Source organism: Pseudomonas sp. B21-032, assembly GCF_024748965.1.
Taxonomy (GTDB): Bacteria; Pseudomonadota; Gammaproteobacteria; order Pseudomonadales; family Pseudomonadaceae; genus Aquipseudomonas.
Genome location: NZ_CP087180.1, coordinates 2867759 through 2884358, shown reverse-complemented (window position 1 = coordinate 2884358; position 16600 = coordinate 2867759). Strand labels below are relative to the sequence as shown.

Sequence of the window (16600 nt, the reverse complement as noted above, 5' to 3'; positions counted from 1 at the left end):
TTAGTCAAATAGACCAAGCTTCTTCCACCGCTCTGTTGTTTCCGTAGCTGAATTTTGCGGCGCCATATTCTTTCTCGCCGTTACAGCTTGTTCTTTGCTGCTCTCCGATTCGTGTTGCACTCTTTTTTGCTCGCGATTATTTTTTGGATTCGCATTTTCTCGAAGGTGTTTTTGCCACGCAATAATCGGATCTTGGCCAGCCACTATTTTGAACTCTTTCTTTTCAAGAGCCCTATTGATTAGCTTTCTAGTGGTAACGCTGTGAGGCAACCCTCTCCAAGCTGCTTCTACCATAACAACACCTAGATGAACGCCATCTTTCAGATATAATTCTACGGTACGGTAGTCAGCAGGATTTATCCGTGCAACCGCTTTTTTACCAATAAGTTGTGGAGAATTAGCAAGCTGAACACTCGTATAGGTCGCCTTGTCGAGTACAATTCTCGGGCGAATACCATTTTTGATATTCCCCCTGATAGTCACCTCGCGCGTGAGGCTTCCTAACGCAGCAGTTGAGATGTAAGACTCCAAGCTTGCAGGAATAATACCGGTGATATTTTTAGTATACGCACGAATAATATCCAATGGGCTATTTGCTTTATTTTTCCCTCCTTGGGGAACGCCATTATAATTTGCGGTATAGACATCCATCACCTCTAGCGCATCATCTACATCTACTTGATATAATATTGCCGCTTCCTCAGGACGTTCAGCTCTGCCATCCCCATCACCCGGAGAACTTCCAGTCGTAGAAGGCAATTGGTGCATGACTTTAGTTGCGATGCGCTTGAATAATCTTTCCACGTTCGGTCTTCTAGCAGGCTGCCCAAGCGGACCAAAATTGATAGCAAATCCAATACGATGCAACGCTAGCTCATAAACTTTGTTCGCGTGATGCTGCATCGCATTATCTAAGGCAACAGCACCCCATGTATGATACCGCAATTCGGGAACTGCATAGCATGGCATTCCACCATCTGCACTATATGCCAAACCATTAACTGCCAATGTTTTTCTAGGTATCCAGTTTCCCAAGTACGCTTCGCAGATAAGATCCACGAGGTCTTGAGATCTAATTTCGCTAGAAAATACAAACTTAATAGCTAGTATTGCGCCGCTAGCTTTGCATATTGCCGCTATGATCCAGATCCGGTTGATTACGTCTTTGGTCTTAACTCTCTTATCGCCGCTGATATTAAGTACAAAAAATGCATCAACTTTATAGGAGTCAATTTCTATCAAATCGAAGACATCAAAGTAATTCAAAAAAGGTTCATAACCTGTTCCAGTGTTACTGTGGATCTGTGCTGTACGGCCGCCGACCACCAATGCAGCGCGTGAAAAATCGCTAAGAAGTATTTCGTCAATTAAGCCACTAACAGTTTTTCGCGCTCCTCTAGCCTGGTTAAATGGCCATTCATCCTCCTTGATGCCAACAGTTTTACAGATATCGTAGAATATGTCGCATAAGCCTCGCTTTTCGAAATTTCGCCCTTGTGTATGTTTTTCTGTTTGTCGAAATACCTCGTCAGTGAATTTTTGTAACAGCACAGGATATTTGTTAAGTGTATAACCTAATGCTCCGCTGCCACCTCCTTGCTGTTCGCTCCGCTTTTCTGACAAGGGCTTGGTTCGTCTATTAGGTGCAAGATGAACCTTGAAGACCAACGCTGCCTCACCCCAATACACTCCATTTTCATTAATCGTTGTGTATCTTGCAAAAAAGCGGGAAACTTCACTCTCTGAAATATTAGTCTCTAGCCTAATCTCCCGCCCGGTGAAACCATCAAGCTTCATCTCAATAGCTCGCAATCTACGACTATAAGTTTGCCTTTGTTTATTGGTGAGCAACGACTCATCAACTCTTTGAATACCTACGCGCGCAATAGATTCCCTGGTTAACTTATTAGTCATTTACCCACCACCTTGTACCCATATCAAACAGTACCTTATCAAAATCAACAGCTATTACGCCGCTGGCGTAGAGCCTACAAAACACCAGGAGGCATAAATTTTGATCATAATAATTTAATGCTGAAAGATAGGTTCTTAGGCTGCCCTGCCTCGCTTGTTCCAAATGCACGATCGCTTTGTCTACAAGAGACTGAGGCACATAGGCATGCCTACCGCCACTCAGGAAACTAGAAACTTTTAATAGCGGCAGGATTTTGTTTTTTTCCGGAGCCCAATCAGCGTCATTAAATTCACAGTATCGGTATTTTATCCGACTGGTTCTATTTGACTTTTCTGCATAGTCGAAAGAGTTCCCCTCTGTGCGCAAATAATGTAGCTCGGGAGGACCATCAGAGGGGAAGACTTCGACGTGATAGTCGATTTGATACAACTCAGCCCCAACAGAGACCTCTTTACGTCCCGGCTGAAATGAAAAGTTTTTGATTGCGGGGGAGAATTCTAGCTTAAGTAGCCAGTGGGCGAGTTGGCGGTCACTGCCAAGAAGCAGTACTTGCTCGCACTTTAGGCTATAGACAGCCCACATGTTGCCGAAATGTACGCCACGTTTTGCAAAATAAGCATTTTTACTTTTTTTAGGCATAGCCACACCCAGTAGACAGGTAGTGGAAATGCTGGTCCTTATCTCAATTCCCTATGCTTGGGGCATCCCGGAAAGTCCTCGGCTGAATATAGATACATTTCGCCATAATGACAACTCGATGGCCAGCTACATCTAGAACCTTTCCCGGGCAGTCGCGCTGGTGCTGCTTTGGCTTCAGGCGCTGTATTAACGCAGGCTGGTCGTGATCGGTATGGCTGATGTGGAGGAGCTTAAGCATCCGATTGAATCAGCCTATGCGCCGCGTTTCAGTGAAGAGATCGGCAACCAATCCCACCCCGCATCCGACGGCTCAGAACGTTTGGCCTTAACAGAGTTCCTTTCGTTGGATGGCCGAAGACTCCACAAAGGCTCAGCTTATAGCTCCGACTCGAGGAAGCCTAAATCCTCAGTTCGCGCGGTCGCCCTCGCAACGCTGTCGCTGGCTTTTGGCTGACAAGGGCTACGCCGAAACCATATGCTGCCGGTTCCCCCCTCTGCGATCAATGTAACTCAGACCCAAACCCGGCTTACCTCGCTTTTTTGATCAGCCGAAATACTGGATACGCAACACCATCGAACGCATGTTCGGCTGGCTGAAAAAGAACCGCCGCATTGTCACACGCTTCGACAAGCTCGTGAAAAGCTACGTAGCAATGGCTCGGTAGCTTGTGCTATGCGGTGTTTGCGACATTTCTTTTGTACTGTGCTAGGGCTAAGTGCCTGCCACGAATTAGGGGGGGAAGGCAGCTGCCACGGGGAACACGGCAGGGGGACTCTAGATATCTGTGTAAGCGGAGTCTATTGGAATCACCGCCCCCGAGCTACGTCGCCGCTCAGTGCTGCCTCGCCCCTGATCTCCTACACGAATTTCGATAATTACTTCCCTATCAGAACCAGGTGGACATTAACCAAAAAAAATAAAGTAGAAAAATTTTAAGGTTACTTCTCTTAATCGAAAGATAAGCCAATGATTTTATTAATTTTTGTATTTTATGAAATTTTCGGTAATTTACTTCCGGGCACTTTTGCATTCCCCCCCTAAGCGCGCCGCTTGATCGCCACCTTCGCCCACAGCGTAAACGCCTCTGGTGGTGTCCAGCCTGAGTTTGATACGTGCTCTTGCAGGCACACGTAATGATTGCCTTCGTAACTCACGCCATCTTCCTTGAAATACCGTTGGTTCAACTGCCACTCGGGGAACTCTGGATCGGTGATGTCTCCGGCCGTTCGAACGATCAGGCTCTTGCTCGGAAGCGACAGATTCCCCTGAGCGTCTGTCGCGGTGACAAAGTAGCTGTACTGAGTGTTCGCCTTCAGGCCTGAGTCTTTCAGCGTCAACGCTTGCGTATTACCTATCGCAGCCCCATTTCGGTACAGCGTGTAGGTCTCGATCGGCCGAGGGCCGCTTGAAGCGCCCCAACTCAAGGTCATGCTGATCTCGGTGACGTCCCTGGCCGACAGGTTCGCGGGCGCCGTTGGCCGCTCGCCAGGTTGCGATTCGCCGTGAATCAACGGTGCATAACGATCGTAGAACTCCCAGTTGTAGGCAACATTGTCCCGGGTAACACCGTCGTCCCAGTTGATGGACCAGGTCATCAGCCCTTTGATGGCATGGCCAGCAGTGTCGAGACGCTTGAATGCATTGACAACCGCAGCAGGATCTATCACGTAGCCAGTGGCCGCAGCGTCGTTGTTGGCCGGTAAGCCAATGACGAATTTATCTGCGGGGATGGCGATGTAATCCCGCGTACCGGTCACCAGGCTTTCGGTCAGGTAGTAGAGGAAATCCTCTTTCATGTCATCATTGTTCTGGGCAATCCAGGCACCTTGACCACCGTTGGCCTCCTGTACCCAGATTCCATCGCCACCCTGGTTGTAGTACTGCGGTGCGATGAAGTCGTAGTAGCCCTCAAGGGCCTGAAGGTAGCCAACGTACTTGCCGCCAACCCTGAGGTAGGGAAACTCGGGTGCCATGCTGATGATGAAGTGTTTCCCTTCGCCCTTGTAGTGATCCTTCACCAGTTTCAAGGCCGCCGGCAGCACCGTCTTGTTGTCGGCAAAATCAATCGCGCTTTGCTCCAGGTCGATATCCAGCCCATCAAAGCCGTAGACTTCAACCAGGCGAATGATTTCATTCGCCAGTGGCTGCTCATCGCCCTTGTGCAACTCAATATGAGCATCGGCGCCGCCCAATGAGATCAACACCGCCCTCCCCTGACTGTTGAGCACGCCGACCTGACGGCGAAACTCATCGTCGGAGAGGTTGTAAGGCCTGAAGGTAGGAATACCTTGGCCTTTCATGAAAGCCACAGCAACAACATTGTAGTCCTTGGGTACATCCACCAGATTCAGATTGGCAAAGTGCCCACCTTGATAACCGTCACTATGACCGGCTTGCCAGTTATGCCAGAACCCCATGAGGATTTTTGTATTGGCAATGCTAGGCATCAATGATGCTGAATCATTGACGTTGGACTTCAGCGATGAGAAATCAATTTTAGACATGTTCTATTCCCTCAGAACTGTATTAAGGGCCGTACATGGCCCGACTGATCTGCTCCCTGAAGGAGCACTCTGAGGCTAGCGCAAGGTCTTGGATTGTCCACCATGGAGCGTCTGGCAGGAGGACGTTACTCGATATCGATGACGACCTTGCCCACAGCCTTGCCCGAACCCTGCAAAACCTGTGCATCTTGGGCTTGGGCCAGGCCAAAACGGTTAGGTTCCACCGGCGGTTTGCTCCTACGACCAGCAACAGATACTCCCTGGTGGGTGGAAGACCAGTAAAATGTTATGTTATAACGTTTGTATTGAGTTTAAATTCCTTAGCCCCCAAAGAACCTCCGGTCTCTCCATGACAAACAAATCCACTTCCTCACGCTTTTTGCTGGCCGGGTTCGCATGCATGCTTTCCCCGCTGGCGTGCGCAGATGACGCGACTATCGAGCTGGACATGACGGAGGTTTTCGGTACCCGTGAACAAGGATACCGCTCGACCGCCGTGCCAACGGCGAACAAGAGCGCTACCCCAGCCAAAGAAACGCCCTTCTCTATTCAAACCGTTACCCGCGAGCTGATTGAGGACCGGGGAGTGACGACGTTTGGTGAGGCGATTCGGACCGTGCCCGGCGTGACCAATCAAGTGGGTTTTGGTGGTCTTAATGATCGTTTTCGACTGCGCGGTTTCACCACGGAAAGCAATCTGAAAAACGGCATTCGCCGCAGCAGCTTCGCCAGCGTCGATGAGCTGGTCAATATCGAGCAGATAGAAGTATTGAAGGGCCCTGCGTCTGCCTTGTACGGACGCTTTGAACCCGGTGGCGTGGTGAATCTGGTGACCAAGAAACCCCAGCGAGAACAGCGCACTCAAGTCGATGTGAGCGCCGGCCACTACGACTTTTACCGCACTACGCTCGATAGCACAGGCCCCCTGGGCGAAACACTTGACTATCGCTTGACCGCAGCCTGGCAGGACAACGGCAGCTTCCGTGAATTCGTCAACAACGAAAGCAAATTCTTCTCGCCGGTGCTGACTTGGCAGCTTGCACCGCTGACGTCATTGACCTTCGAGTTTGAATACGCGCGCAAGGTCGCCGACATGGACAGGGGCTTTGGTAACAACCCTCGCTACCTGGATGCGCCGATCGAACGTAACTTCGCAGGGCCAGATACCCGCAACAGCGCTGTCAGCAAGCTTGCCTCGGTGACCCTGGACCATGCACTCACGGATGACTGGGATCTTCATGCGGCCATTCAAGCCTCGGATTCGCGTTTGCAAACGTCATGGTATGCCTACGGCTTTTTCAATGGTGGAATCGGTGGCAGCGAGGAAAACCCAACGGTTAGCCGGCGACCGCAACTCAATCATGATCGCCAGATAGACGCTACAGCACTGGCAGAAGTCAGTCGCAGCTTTCGCACTGGCCCAATTAATCACCGCGTGCTGTTCGGTGCCGAGTACAGCCGGGATTGGTGGGACTACGATGCCGCTGCCGGCACCAGCAGCACAATCGATTTCAATAATCCGGTGTATGGCACTCCTCCCTCGCCGATGACCCCGGCAGGCGAAGGTCGCTTTATTAACGACTCGTGGGCGCTGTACACCCAGGACGAACTGAGCTTTGGGAGCACAGAGCAATGGCGCTTGCTTCTGGGAGGGCGTTTCGATCAAATCGACGCTTCGGCCATGGACAACTTCTACGGGTTAAGTGAGCCCTCAACAGAAACCTTCAATGCCTTTTCCCCCCGGGTGGGTATTACCTGGACGCCACTCGAAGCTTTATCAGTCTATGCCAGCTGGTCACGCTCCATGCGCACCGAGTTGAACAATGGGATCCTTGCAGGCGGTCAAGTCCCAAAGCCTGTAAAAGGCGAGCAGTTCGAAGTCGGTACCAAGCTCAACTTGCTCAACGGGCGTTTCACGCCAACCTTGGCGGTGTTCGATATTCGCCGTCGCGACGGCCTGGTTGCCGACCCGAACGACCCTACGTTTACCTACAGCATTCAAGTGGGTGAGCAACGCAGTAAAGGCTGGGAGCTTGACCTGCCGTTGGTGGTCAGCGATCGCTGGCGCCTGCTTGCCAGCTATACCCAGCTTGAAGCCACCATCAGTAAAGACAGCGACGCAGGCATGCAAGGCAATCACCTGGCCAATGCGCCGCAACGCAACGCTAGCCTTTGGAGCACCTACGATTTGCCTGGCATTGCGGGGCTGAGCATCGGCATGGGTGCCAACTACGTTGGCGAGCGAGAGGCGAACAACAGCAATACCTTTACCTTGCCGTCCTATACACGCTGGGATAGCAACATAACCTATCGCTTCGGCCAGGCAATGCGTTACCGCATACAGTTGAATGTGCAGAACCTGTTTGACAAGCGTTACTACGATTCGGGCGGCAGTTTCGTGCCGATGTATCCGGGGACACCGCGTACTGCAACGGTTACCCTTGGCGCGGTGCTTTAGCCATGCTGCGCAGCTACGCACTGGAAGTCGGCTACCGCCGAAAAGCCCTGCTCGGCCCTCTGGACCTGCATTTACCCAAAGGGCGCCTGGTATGTCTGCTGGGCGCAAATGGCGCCGGCAAGTCAACCCTGATCCGCACATTGAGCGCCATGCAGCGGGCTGTTTCAGGGCGCATCGAACTGGATGGCCAGTTGCTTGATTCCCTCACCCCGGCAGAGCGCGCACGGCGCATGGCCGTGGTGCTGACCGATCGGGTTGACCCGGGGGTGCTTAACGGCTTTGAACTGGCCGCGCTCGGACGTTACCCCCATGTCGGCTGGGCTGGAAGACTCAACGAATACGATCGGTACATCGTCGCGCAGGCGCTCGAACACGCAGGCGCTGCTGGGCTGGCAGCCAAAGCGGTAGCAAACATGTCTGACGGCGAGCGGCAGAAGGTACTGTTGGCGCGCGCCTTGGCGCAACAGCCCAAGGTACTTATCCTCGATGAGATCACCGCCTTCCTGGATCTGCCTCGGCGCATTGAAACCCTGAGGCTGCTGCAACAACTGGCTCGAGCGCGCGATCTGGCCATTTTGCTGGCGCTGCTGCCACGAATCACTTCGATGCGCTCGATCAGCGCCGGGTCGATGTTGGCCAGGTTACGTGAGGAATCGCGGTTGGTGTTCAGCGGTACGCCGTCGACCAGCACCAACATTGTCCGCCCACGCAGCGTCTGCCCGTAGTCGGTGATGGTGCGGCTGGAGTCCGCCATGCCGGGGATGCTTTTCGCCAGCAGGGTGGCCAGGCCATCAGAGCCCTGGCGCAACTGCTCCAGCTGTTCGCGCTCGATGACATTGACCTGCCGGGCTTGTGGCACCAGGTCGCTGTTCAGGCGCGACGAGCTGATCTCCAGGCTGGCCAGTTCCACTGCAGCCGAATCGCTGGCGGCCGCTTCCTTAACAGCTGAAGTGCCGGGCAGCACCAGGTAGGTATGTTCGTCGCGCTCCTGGGCGGTCAGCCCGCTCTTGCCCAGCAGCCGCTCCAGCACTTGCTGCAAGGTATAGCGCCCGCGCAGCGCAGGTGCACGCTTGCCGGCCGTGATGTCGCTGGCAAAGAGGATCTGCGCCGAGGATTGGCGGGCAACGGCGTTCAGGGATGTTTCTAGCGAGCTGGCGGGCACATCGAAATCGACCGGTGCCGATTGCGCCAGCGACCACTGGCTGAACAGCAGGCCGCTGGCCAGCAAAGACAGGCGCACAGGCGCACGCAGGAAGGGCTGACTCACGTTTTTATGCTCCACAAAGTAAGGTTGCAGAGAGATAGCCGTCAGCACCGCCGCGCAACCCTACCTCTGGCGCAGATTATTTTTTCGTGTCGCGGGAGTTGATCAGCACCGCGCCATCAGCCGCGGTTGCAACGCTGACTGGCAGGATCGCCGGCAACAGCGCCAGCAGACGCTCGACATGCTCGCTGTCGAACACCCCGGATACCGGCAAGCGGGCCGTGCCCGGGTCGATCAACCTGATTGGCTGGCGGTGATAGCGCTGCAGCGTGGCGATGACCTCGGCCAGTGGCGTGCTGGTGAACACCAGGCGGTTGTCTTTCCAGGCCGTGACATCATCGGCGCTGACCCGGGTCATCGGGCCGGCGACGCCATCGCGCACGCGCAGTTGCTGGCCAGGTTCGAGCAACGTCACCGCCTCGGTGGCACGCCCGCGCACCGCCACCTTGCCTTCGGCCACGGTCACCTGCACGTCTTGCCCGTTGCGGTTGACGTTGAAGCGGGTGCCGACCACCCGCACCCCTGCCCCGCCGGCATCGACCAGAAACGGCCGGTAGACCCTCGGCGACACCTGGAACAGCGCCTGGCCCCGTTGCAGCTCGACCTGGCGGCTGCGCAGGTGCCAGCTGATGGTCAGCGCGCTGTCGCTGTCGAGCAGCACCTGGCTGCCATCGGCCAGCTGCAGGGCCTGGCGCTGGCCGACCTGGCTGGCGATATGTTGAGTCTGATACGCAGGGTCCAGCCACAGCGCGCCCGCCGCCAGGGCCAGCACAACCAGCCCCAGGGTTTTGCCGGTGGCGCGCTTGCGCTTGGCCGGTGTTGGCGCCGGCAGCGGGAATCGCTGCTTGAGCTCCTCGCGAAAACGCGCAAGGGCTTCGTCTTCTTCGCGGTAGTCCTGGGGCTTGCGGCTCATGGCAGCAGCTCCGTGGCCAGGTGTTTGCGACACGCGTTCATGCCCAGGCGCAGGTGTTTTTCTACGGTCTTGAGCGAGATGCCGAGGCGTTCGGCCACTTGCGCTTGCGGCAGTTCGTGCAGTTTGTGCATGACGAACACCGCCTGGCAGCGCGCCGGCAAGTTGGCAATCGCATCGGTCAGCAGCGCCAGGGTGCGTTCAGCGTCAAGATGGCGCTCGAGGCTTGGGGCACCGCTGGCCACTTCAGGCAAGGCATCAACGCCGATTATCCAGCCCTGGCGACGGCGCTCGCTACGGTAGCGGCTAACCGCAATGTCGTGGGCGATCTTGCGCAACAACGCCACTGGCGTGCGCACATCCTGTTTTTCGTCCTTTTCCAGCAACTGCAGGCACAGGTCATGCACCACTTCACGGGCAAACACCCGCTCGCCAAAACGTCGGCGCACATGGTCGACCAGCTCGTCATAATGACGGACCAAGGTTGCCAGGAGTGTGGGTTTGCTGGGCTCGACCTGCACGATGACCTGCGCGAAGGGAATGCCAAGGGAGGCGTGGCCGCGCAGTATAAATGCGAATACTTTACATTTAAAGCAAATACCGCATTCCCGCCTCCAGGCCCTTGACTAGCCCTCCACCCGCGAATGAGCGCTGAAGCAAGTCTCGATCAACTTCCACTGCCCGTCGATGCGCCGGTAACGATCCTGGTAAATGCCACCCAGTTGCCGCGTGGCGCCGCTCTCGCCATCCAGGTTGAAGTAGTACAGGGCCCAGCGGCCCTGGGCCTGGTCGTCACCGGTCAGGTGTATTTCCGGGTTGGCGCCGTGATGCAGGTCGATCACCCGCGCGTTGCACGCCAGTTGCTGATAGAGCGCGACGAAACTGTCGCGATCGTGAAACGTCCCCACCGGGCCGTAGTCGATGAGGATCTCGCCTTCGGCAAAGCAGTCGCGGATGACCTCCACCTGCTTGAGGTCGCAGGCGTTGAAATAGCGGTGCTTGAGCTGGCGAATGGCGTCAAGCGCCTCCAGGCGGGCAATGCGGTGTTCCAGGCTCATTCGGCTGACCTCACAAGTGGGTGTGGCTTGAGTCTATCGAGCCGCAGGCGGGTGCTGATCGTCCGTTGGGACTAGCTGTGGCAAAGCGTTTGAACAGGGGCCGGCGCTAGTCTGTTCGGAGGATTCCGTGGTTTCGCGTTGCCCCCAGCATGGCTTTGGGTCGATACCCCGCCCGCTCATTGACCAACTGCGAAGGACCTTGATCGCCATGGAAAAAGTCATCTACCTGCTCTGGCGTGACACCCAGACCCCGCGCGAAACCTTTGCCCGGCAACTGCGCTGCGAACTTGCCGCGCAACTGCAGGCGCAGGGCGCGCAAAGGCTGCAACTCAACCTGGCCGACAGCGACGTCGACGCTGCGGCAGGCCTGCGCCAGGAGAACAACCGGCCGCTGCCGCACGCCTGCCTGTCGCTGTGGCTGGACAGCGCCAACGCCAGTGCCAGGCAGCCGTTCGACCGGCTGATCATGGCCGCAACCGCGCGTATGGCGGCCTATCTGGTGTGTGAGTCGGAAGCCATCGGCAACACACGCTTTGCTTGCGCGCCGGGCGAGCGAACCTACGGTTTTGCGCAAGTAGCCCTGCTGACCCGCCCTCCTCGCCTGACCCCGCAGGCCTGGCTGGACATCTGGCGCAACCACCACACGGCAGTGGCCATCGACACCCAGGACAACTTTCAGTACGTGCAGAACCTGGTGGTGCAGGTGCTGACCCACGGCGCCCCGCCGATCGACGCCATCGTCGAAGAGTGCTTCCCGCCGGCGGCGATGACCGACCCTCAAGCCTTCTTCGACGCGGTCGGCGACGAGGCAAAGTTCCAGCGCAACCTGGCAATCATGATGGACAGCTGCGCGCGCTTTATCGATTTCGACAAGATCGACGTGCTGCCCACCAGTCAATATCGCCTCTAGGGCCGGTCAAACAGGTTGGCCGTGACCTTGAGCTGTGCAGGTATCGGTGAGGTCACGGTTTCAAACAGGCGCTGGTAGCCTGTGGCAACGATCAACCAGCGCCCGTCACGCTTGACGTAGTCGTCCTGGTACAGCGCCGTGCCGTGCAGCATCCAGTCGCCCTCAAGGTCGATGGCGTGATCTTCCAGGTACCAGCTGCCACGCGCGGTGTCGGCCGAGAGCATTTCGATCTGCGGATGGTGCCCGTGGTGTTTGCACAGGAACGTCGGCCGGTCGAGTATCGCCTTGAGCCCTTCAATAAAGGCTGCCCGGCTGTCGAAGCTGTATTTGCCGCCGTCCAGGGCGGTGGTCAGGTCTTCGGCAAGGCACGCCTCCAGTGCCGTCCAGTCATGGCAATCAACCGCAAGAAAGTAACGGTACTTGAGCTGCTTGATGTGCTCGATCTCGACAAGGTCGTCCAAAGTAAGGGCCATCAGTGGTACTCCTGTTGGTGGGGAGGCATCGGCACAGGATAGGTCGATGCCCACTGACGTCATCGTCCGGCTAGACTACAGGGCTACACGTTTTCGGAAGCCACCATGCTGCAGATCTTTGAACGCCGCCTCGACCCCTTCCCGCCCGATGAAGTACCACCGCCACCGGTAGGCCTGTTGCGCTTTCTGTGGGCCTGCACCCGTGGTGCGCGCGGCTATGTGCTTGCGCTCGCGCTGCTCAGTGCCAGTGTGTCGATCTACGAAGCCTGGTTGTTCGCCTTTCTCGGCCAGGTGGTCGACCTGCTCTCGACCTGGCAGGCCGGTGGCGCCACCGACGGCGAGGAACGGCGGGTGCTGTGGGGCATCGGTATCGTGCTGTTGACCAGCATCGGCCTGGTGGCGCTGCGCACCATGGTCCAGCACCAGGTACTGGCGATCAACCTGCCGCTGCGCCTGCGCTGGGACTTCCACCGGCTGATGTTGCGCCAGAGCCTGTCGTTCTTTTCCGATGAATTCTCCGGGCGGGTGACCACCAAGGTGATGCAGACCGCCCTCGCCGTGCGCGAGGTGCTGTTCACCCTGATCGAAATCGTCCCCGGCATCGGCGTGTACTTCATCGCCATCATCGCCCTGGCCGGTGGCTTCGCCCTCAAGCTGATGCTGCCTTTTATTGCCTGGGTGGCGTTGTTCGGGCTGGCCATGCTGTACTTCGTGCCGCGCCTGGGCAAGGTCGGGCAGGAGCAGGCCCATGCCCGCTCTTCAATGACCGGGCGTATCTCCGACGCCTACACCAACATCACCACGGTCAAGCTGTTTTCCCACTCCAAGCGTGAAGCGCACTTCGCCCGCGCGGCGATGGAAGATTTCAAGCAGACCGGCTTTCGCCAGATGCGCCTGGTCAGCCAGTTCGAAATCGTCAACCAGGCGCTGGTGGTGGCCTTGATCATCGGCGCCGGCGGCTACGCCCTGTGGTTGTGGCACCAGGGTGACGTCGGCACCGGCGCGGTGGCGGCGATTACCGCCATGGCCCTGCGCATCAATGGCATGTCGCACTGGATCATGTGGCAAATGACCGCGCTGTTCGAGAACATCGGCACCGTGCAGGACGGCATGGCCACCCTCACCCGCGGCCCCAAGGTGCAGGATGCGCCGAACGCCGGCGTGCTGCAGACCCGCGGCGGCGCGGTGAGTTTTGACAACGTCAGCTTCAACTACAACGGCGAGCGCCAGGTGCTCGATGGCCTCAACCTGAACATCCGCGCCGGCGAAAAGGTGGGCCTGGTGGGCCGCTCCGGCGCCGGCAAGTCGACGCTGATCAACCTGCTGTTGCGCTTCTACGACGTCGACAAGGGGGTGATCCGCATCGACGGCCAGAACATCGCCGAGGTCACCCAGGACAGCCTGCGCAGCGCCATCGGCATGGTCACCCAGGATACTTCCCTGCTGCACCGCTCCATCCGCGACAACATCGCCTATGGCCGCCCGGATGCCACTGATGCGCAAATCCGCGCGGCGGCCTACCACGCCCAGGCCGATGGCTTTATCAGCCAGCTGAGCGACAAGCAGGGCCATAGCGGCTACGACACCCTGGTCGGCGAGCGCGGTATCAAGCTCTCGGGCGGCCAGCGCCAACGCATTGCCATCGCCCGGGTGATGCTCAAGAACGCGCCGATCCTGCTGCTCGACGAAGCCACCAGCGCGCTGGATTCGGAAGTGGAAGTAGCAATCCAGGAAAGCCTCGGCGAAATGATGCAAGGCAAGACCGTCATCGCCATCGCCCACCGGCTCTCGACCATCGCGGCCATGGACCGGCTGATCGTCATGGATGAGGGCCGTATCATCGAGCAAGGCACCCACGCCGAACTGCTCGGGCGCAACGGCACCTATGCACGGCTGTGGCAGCACCAGAGTGGCGGCTTTCTGGGTGAGGACCAGGGGCTGGTGCTGGCCGAGGAATAGCTGGCCGAGAAACAGTAGCCGTTGCTAGTGCAGGACTGCATAGATCGACGAAACCACCTGGCGGGTGGCTTCCTCGATCGTGCCTTCATTGCGGCACAGCACCCAGCCGTTATCGGCAACCGCCTGCTCGAACGCCTCGGTACTCGCCACGTGCTCTTCGAGCCTGTGCATCACCGTGCTGTTCAGCCCGCGGTTGCGTGCTGCGGCCCTCGCCCACGACACTTGAGGGTCGGTGACCACCCCGACATGCAGGTCCGGCACCCGTACGTTGCGCTCCAGGTTCAACTGCAGAATCTCGGCAAATGGCACTAAACGGCGAAACGCTGCATCGGACGGGTACCAGCGATCGATGAGGATGATGCTGTCGGCGGGCTGTTTGCTCAGCACATGCGCGGATATCCAGGTGCGGCTATCGGCCAGACGCTTGCACACGGCCAGTTCCAGATCCCGGCAGGGATTGCGCACCAACTGGTTGACCAGGGCCATGGTTGCACCGCGAAAGGGGTCGCTTTTTTTCTCGCACAGGCGGATCACCTTGTGCTTGTCGGCGCGCAAGGCTTTGGTCACGGCCTCCAGGAGCGTGGTCTTGCCGGTGCCCTTGGGCCCATCGAGGGAAACAAACAGCGGACGGTTCATGCTTCAAGCAACAATTGAGGGAGTAATGCGCACTCTACTGGTTTCTGCCGATCATTGGGCTTGCTCCCACAGTAAACAGCGACAAATCGCGACGCTGTAGGTGTTTTCTGTAAGACCGTTCTGAATCATACTTCCGCCGCCGTTGCGCTATTGTGCCGAGCCTTTTATGGCCCTAGGCTGCTGCCGTCGTTGGAAAATCCAATGACCGGATTTAGCAGTCCGAACATGCATCTAGAGTTCAACGGAAACCGCTATATGGCGGCTGTACGTGGGGCACCTTCGGGTGCGCCGGTTTTGCTCTAGGTGCCCGGTCTGCTAACCCGCGTACAGCTGCCACCCTTCGTTTAGCAGCGAAGCGTGGCAGCTCCACCGCACCTCGGAGCACGACATGAAAAAGCCAGTCCCCGATCCCCCCAGCCTCGACCTTTCCACCGCAACCACCGCCAGCACCCCGTTTGGCAGCAATCACATGTTCACTGTTCGCGCCGGCATTCCCGCCGAAGAAGCGCTGCTGCATGCCTGCCAGTTGCTGGAATGCGCCGAGGCCACGGTCAGCGACGCGCTCGACCACCTGACGCTCAACGACCACTCCCTGGTGTACGGCGCCGGCCAGCACATCGAGACGGCGCGGGCGCTGATTGACGCCGTGCTTGATGGTGGGGGCGTGAACCGGGTCTTTAGCCCCCGCTAGACGGTGGGATCAGGGGCGAGTGGAGCAAGGGCAGCTATTGGCTCAATACCCCAGGAGCCAATCATTGGCTATCATGCCTGCCCGTCAGACAACTGGAAGTCCGATCCTCATGCTCAAGCCCCTGGCCCTGCTGACTCTCGCTGGTGCGTGTGGCTACGCCAGTGCCGCATCCAGCGACCTTGCCGGTGTCTGGCAAGGCACTCTGGGCAAGGCGGCGATCAGCGCCTGTTTCAACGCCGCCCCCGAGCGCAACGGTAGCTACTACTACCAGCGCTTTCTCACGCCGATCCCGCTAGCCCAGGAAAACCCCGGCGAACCCTGGGCCGAACACGGCAATACGGGTTTCTGGCACCTGGACGCCCCCCAGGGCGATCACCTGAGCGGAACCTGGCGCAAGGCCCCGGGCGCCACGCCGCTGCCTTTGGCGCTGACACGCACCAGCGCCGAAGGCTGTGGTGGCGACGCCTTCAACCAGCCGATGGAGGCAGCCCCGCTGCCGGTCAAGGTCGAGAAGAAAACCTTCGGCGAGCACGCCTATCAAGTACGCACCCAAGGCGCCCAGGTCACCTTGAAGCTCAACGGCGATACCCCGGCCATCCATAAAATCAATCAACACCTGGCCCGCCTGGCCGCAAGCCCCGAAGGCCAGAACACCTTCTTCAGCGAACGCCGCGAGTTCCTCGGCCGCAACGGCTCCGCCGCAACCAGCGAGATCAGTGTCGAGCCCACCTATTGGTCATCGCAGTGGATCACCGTCAGGTTCTACCGCTGGAGCGCAGGCTATGGTCGCGGCGGCATCAGTTGGGGCCTGCACAGCTGGAACCTGCAAACCGGCGAAAGCGTCGACCCCTGGACCTGGATCGGTACGCGCTTTGCGTGGGACAGCCCCTACACCGGGCATGTCGAACTGCCGAAAAAATTCGCCAGCTGGTTGCAGACCCAGGCCAGCGCAGACAGCGACTGCCCGGATGTCGCCAGCTACAGCAGCTACGACCTGAGTTTCGACACCCAGGGCCTGCGCCTGGCCAACCAGCCCAGCGGCGATGGCTGTGATGTGGACCTGAGCTTCACCTGGCAACAGCTGCAGCCGCTGCTCTCGGCGCAGGGTCGGGCCGCGCTGCCGAGCTTGCAGGTGCCGTGACAGGTTCGCCAAACATAGACAACTCCCCGAGGTAGCCAGTC

Annotated in this window: 13 protein-coding genes and 3 pseudogenes; 7 read left to right on the top strand and 9 right to left on the bottom strand. The window is 57.7% G+C overall.

Features of this window, described 5'->3' with window-relative positions; translation table 11 throughout:
* Together LOY54_RS13090 and LOY54_RS13085 are read right to left on the bottom strand one after the other, a co-directional pair.
* Complete coding sequence (locus LOY54_RS13090) at positions 1–1914, bottom strand: hypothetical protein (protein ID WP_258610635.1); 1914 nt, start codon at positions 1912–1914, stop codon at positions 1–3.
* Positions 1907–2554 (bottom strand): hypothetical protein, encoded by a 648-nt coding sequence (locus LOY54_RS13085; protein WP_258610634.1) that lies wholly within the window; start codon positions 2552–2554, stop codon positions 1907–1909. Before LOY54_RS13085 ends, LOY54_RS13090 begins: the two co-directional genes overlap by 8 nt.
* A 422-nt stretch (positions 2555–2976) precedes the next feature.
* Between LOY54_RS13085 and LOY54_RS13080 the strand changes: the two are divergent.
* A pseudogene (locus LOY54_RS13080) lies at positions 2977–3251 on the top strand (IS5/IS1182 family transposase); the annotation flags it as partial.
* 341 nt (positions 3252–3592) lie between these two features.
* On the opposite strand, the gene LOY54_RS13075 reads toward LOY54_RS13080, so the two are convergent.
* Positions 3593–5059: a glycosyl hydrolase family 18 protein gene (locus LOY54_RS13075; RefSeq protein WP_258610633.1), complete on the bottom strand. Its 1467-nt coding sequence runs from the start codon at positions 5057–5059 to the stop codon at positions 3593–3595.
* A gap of 349 nt (positions 5060–5408) precedes the next feature.
* Here LOY54_RS13075 and LOY54_RS13070 point away from each other — a divergent pair, with 349 nt between their 5' ends.
* Positions 5409–7517 (top strand): TonB-dependent siderophore receptor, encoded by a 2109-nt coding sequence (locus LOY54_RS13070; protein WP_258610632.1) that lies wholly within the window; start codon positions 5409–5411, stop codon positions 7515–7517.
* 2 nt (positions 7518–7519) lie between these two features.
* Positions 7520–7957: pseudogene (locus tag LOY54_RS27630) on the top strand (ATP-binding cassette domain-containing protein); the annotation flags it as partial.
* A gap of 140 nt (positions 7958–8097) precedes the next feature.
* On the opposite strand, the pseudogene LOY54_RS13060 reads toward LOY54_RS27630, so the two are convergent.
* The 4 genes and pseudogenes from LOY54_RS13060 to LOY54_RS13045 all read right to left on the bottom strand — a co-directional run.
* Positions 8098–8784 (bottom strand): annotated as a pseudogene (locus LOY54_RS13060) (TonB-dependent receptor plug domain-containing protein); the annotation flags it as partial.
* A 76-nt stretch (positions 8785–8860) separates the two neighbouring features.
* Positions 8861–9694 carry a FecR family protein gene (locus LOY54_RS13055; RefSeq protein WP_258610630.1) on the bottom strand — a complete coding sequence of 278 codons (834 nt, stop codon included), beginning with the start codon at positions 9692–9694 and terminating at the stop codon, positions 8861–8863.
* Positions 9691–10212 carry an RNA polymerase sigma factor gene (locus LOY54_RS13050; protein ID WP_258610629.1) on the bottom strand — a complete coding sequence of 174 codons (522 nt, stop codon included), beginning with the start codon at positions 10210–10212 and terminating at the stop codon, positions 9691–9693. Before LOY54_RS13050 ends, LOY54_RS13055 begins: the two co-directional genes overlap by 4 nt.
* A gap of 105 nt (positions 10213–10317) precedes the next feature.
* Positions 10318–10749, bottom strand: a complete 432-nt coding sequence (locus tag LOY54_RS13045) for a nuclear transport factor 2 family protein (protein WP_093383038.1) — start codon at positions 10747–10749, stop codon at positions 10318–10320.
* Positions 10750–10957: 208 nt separating this feature from the next.
* On the opposite strand from LOY54_RS13045, the gene LOY54_RS13040 reads away from it, so the two are divergent.
* Positions 10958–11659, top strand: coding sequence for an EthD domain-containing protein (locus LOY54_RS13040; RefSeq protein ID WP_213601293.1), 702 nt, complete (start codon positions 10958–10960; stop codon positions 11657–11659).
* On the opposite strand, the gene LOY54_RS13035 is transcribed toward LOY54_RS13040, so the two are convergent.
* Positions 11656–12132 (bottom strand): nuclear transport factor 2 family protein, encoded by a 477-nt coding sequence (locus tag LOY54_RS13035; protein ID WP_258610628.1) that lies wholly within the window; start codon positions 12130–12132, stop codon positions 11656–11658. The genes LOY54_RS13040 and LOY54_RS13035 overlap by 4 nt on opposite strands.
* Positions 12133–12237: 105 nt before the next feature.
* Between LOY54_RS13035 and LOY54_RS13030 the strand changes: the two genes are divergently transcribed.
* A complete protein-coding gene (locus LOY54_RS13030) occupies positions 12238–14091 on the top strand; it encodes an ABC transporter ATP-binding protein (RefSeq protein WP_195884002.1) in 1854 nt (617 codons plus the stop codon).
* A 24-nt stretch (positions 14092–14115) separates the two neighbouring features.
* Here LOY54_RS13030 and LOY54_RS13025 read toward each other — a convergent pair whose 3' ends face one another.
* Positions 14116–14727 carry a dTMP kinase gene (locus LOY54_RS13025; protein ID WP_258610627.1) on the bottom strand — a complete coding sequence of 204 codons (612 nt, stop codon included), beginning with the start codon at positions 14725–14727 and terminating at the stop codon, positions 14116–14118.
* A 388-nt stretch (positions 14728–15115) separates the two neighbouring features.
* On the opposite strand from LOY54_RS13025, the gene LOY54_RS13020 reads away from it, so the two are divergent.
* Both LOY54_RS13020 and LOY54_RS13015 read left to right on the top strand, forming a co-directional pair.
* Positions 15116–15418 carry a DUF6124 family protein gene (locus LOY54_RS13020; RefSeq protein WP_052676534.1) on the top strand — a complete coding sequence of 101 codons (303 nt, stop codon included), beginning with the start codon at positions 15116–15118 and terminating at the stop codon, positions 15416–15418.
* Positions 15419–15527: 109 nt separating this feature from the next.
* A complete protein-coding gene (locus tag LOY54_RS13015) occupies positions 15528–16559 on the top strand; it encodes a hypothetical protein (protein ID WP_258610626.1) in 1032 nt (343 codons plus the stop codon).
* Positions 16560–16600 lie beyond the last annotated feature (41 nt).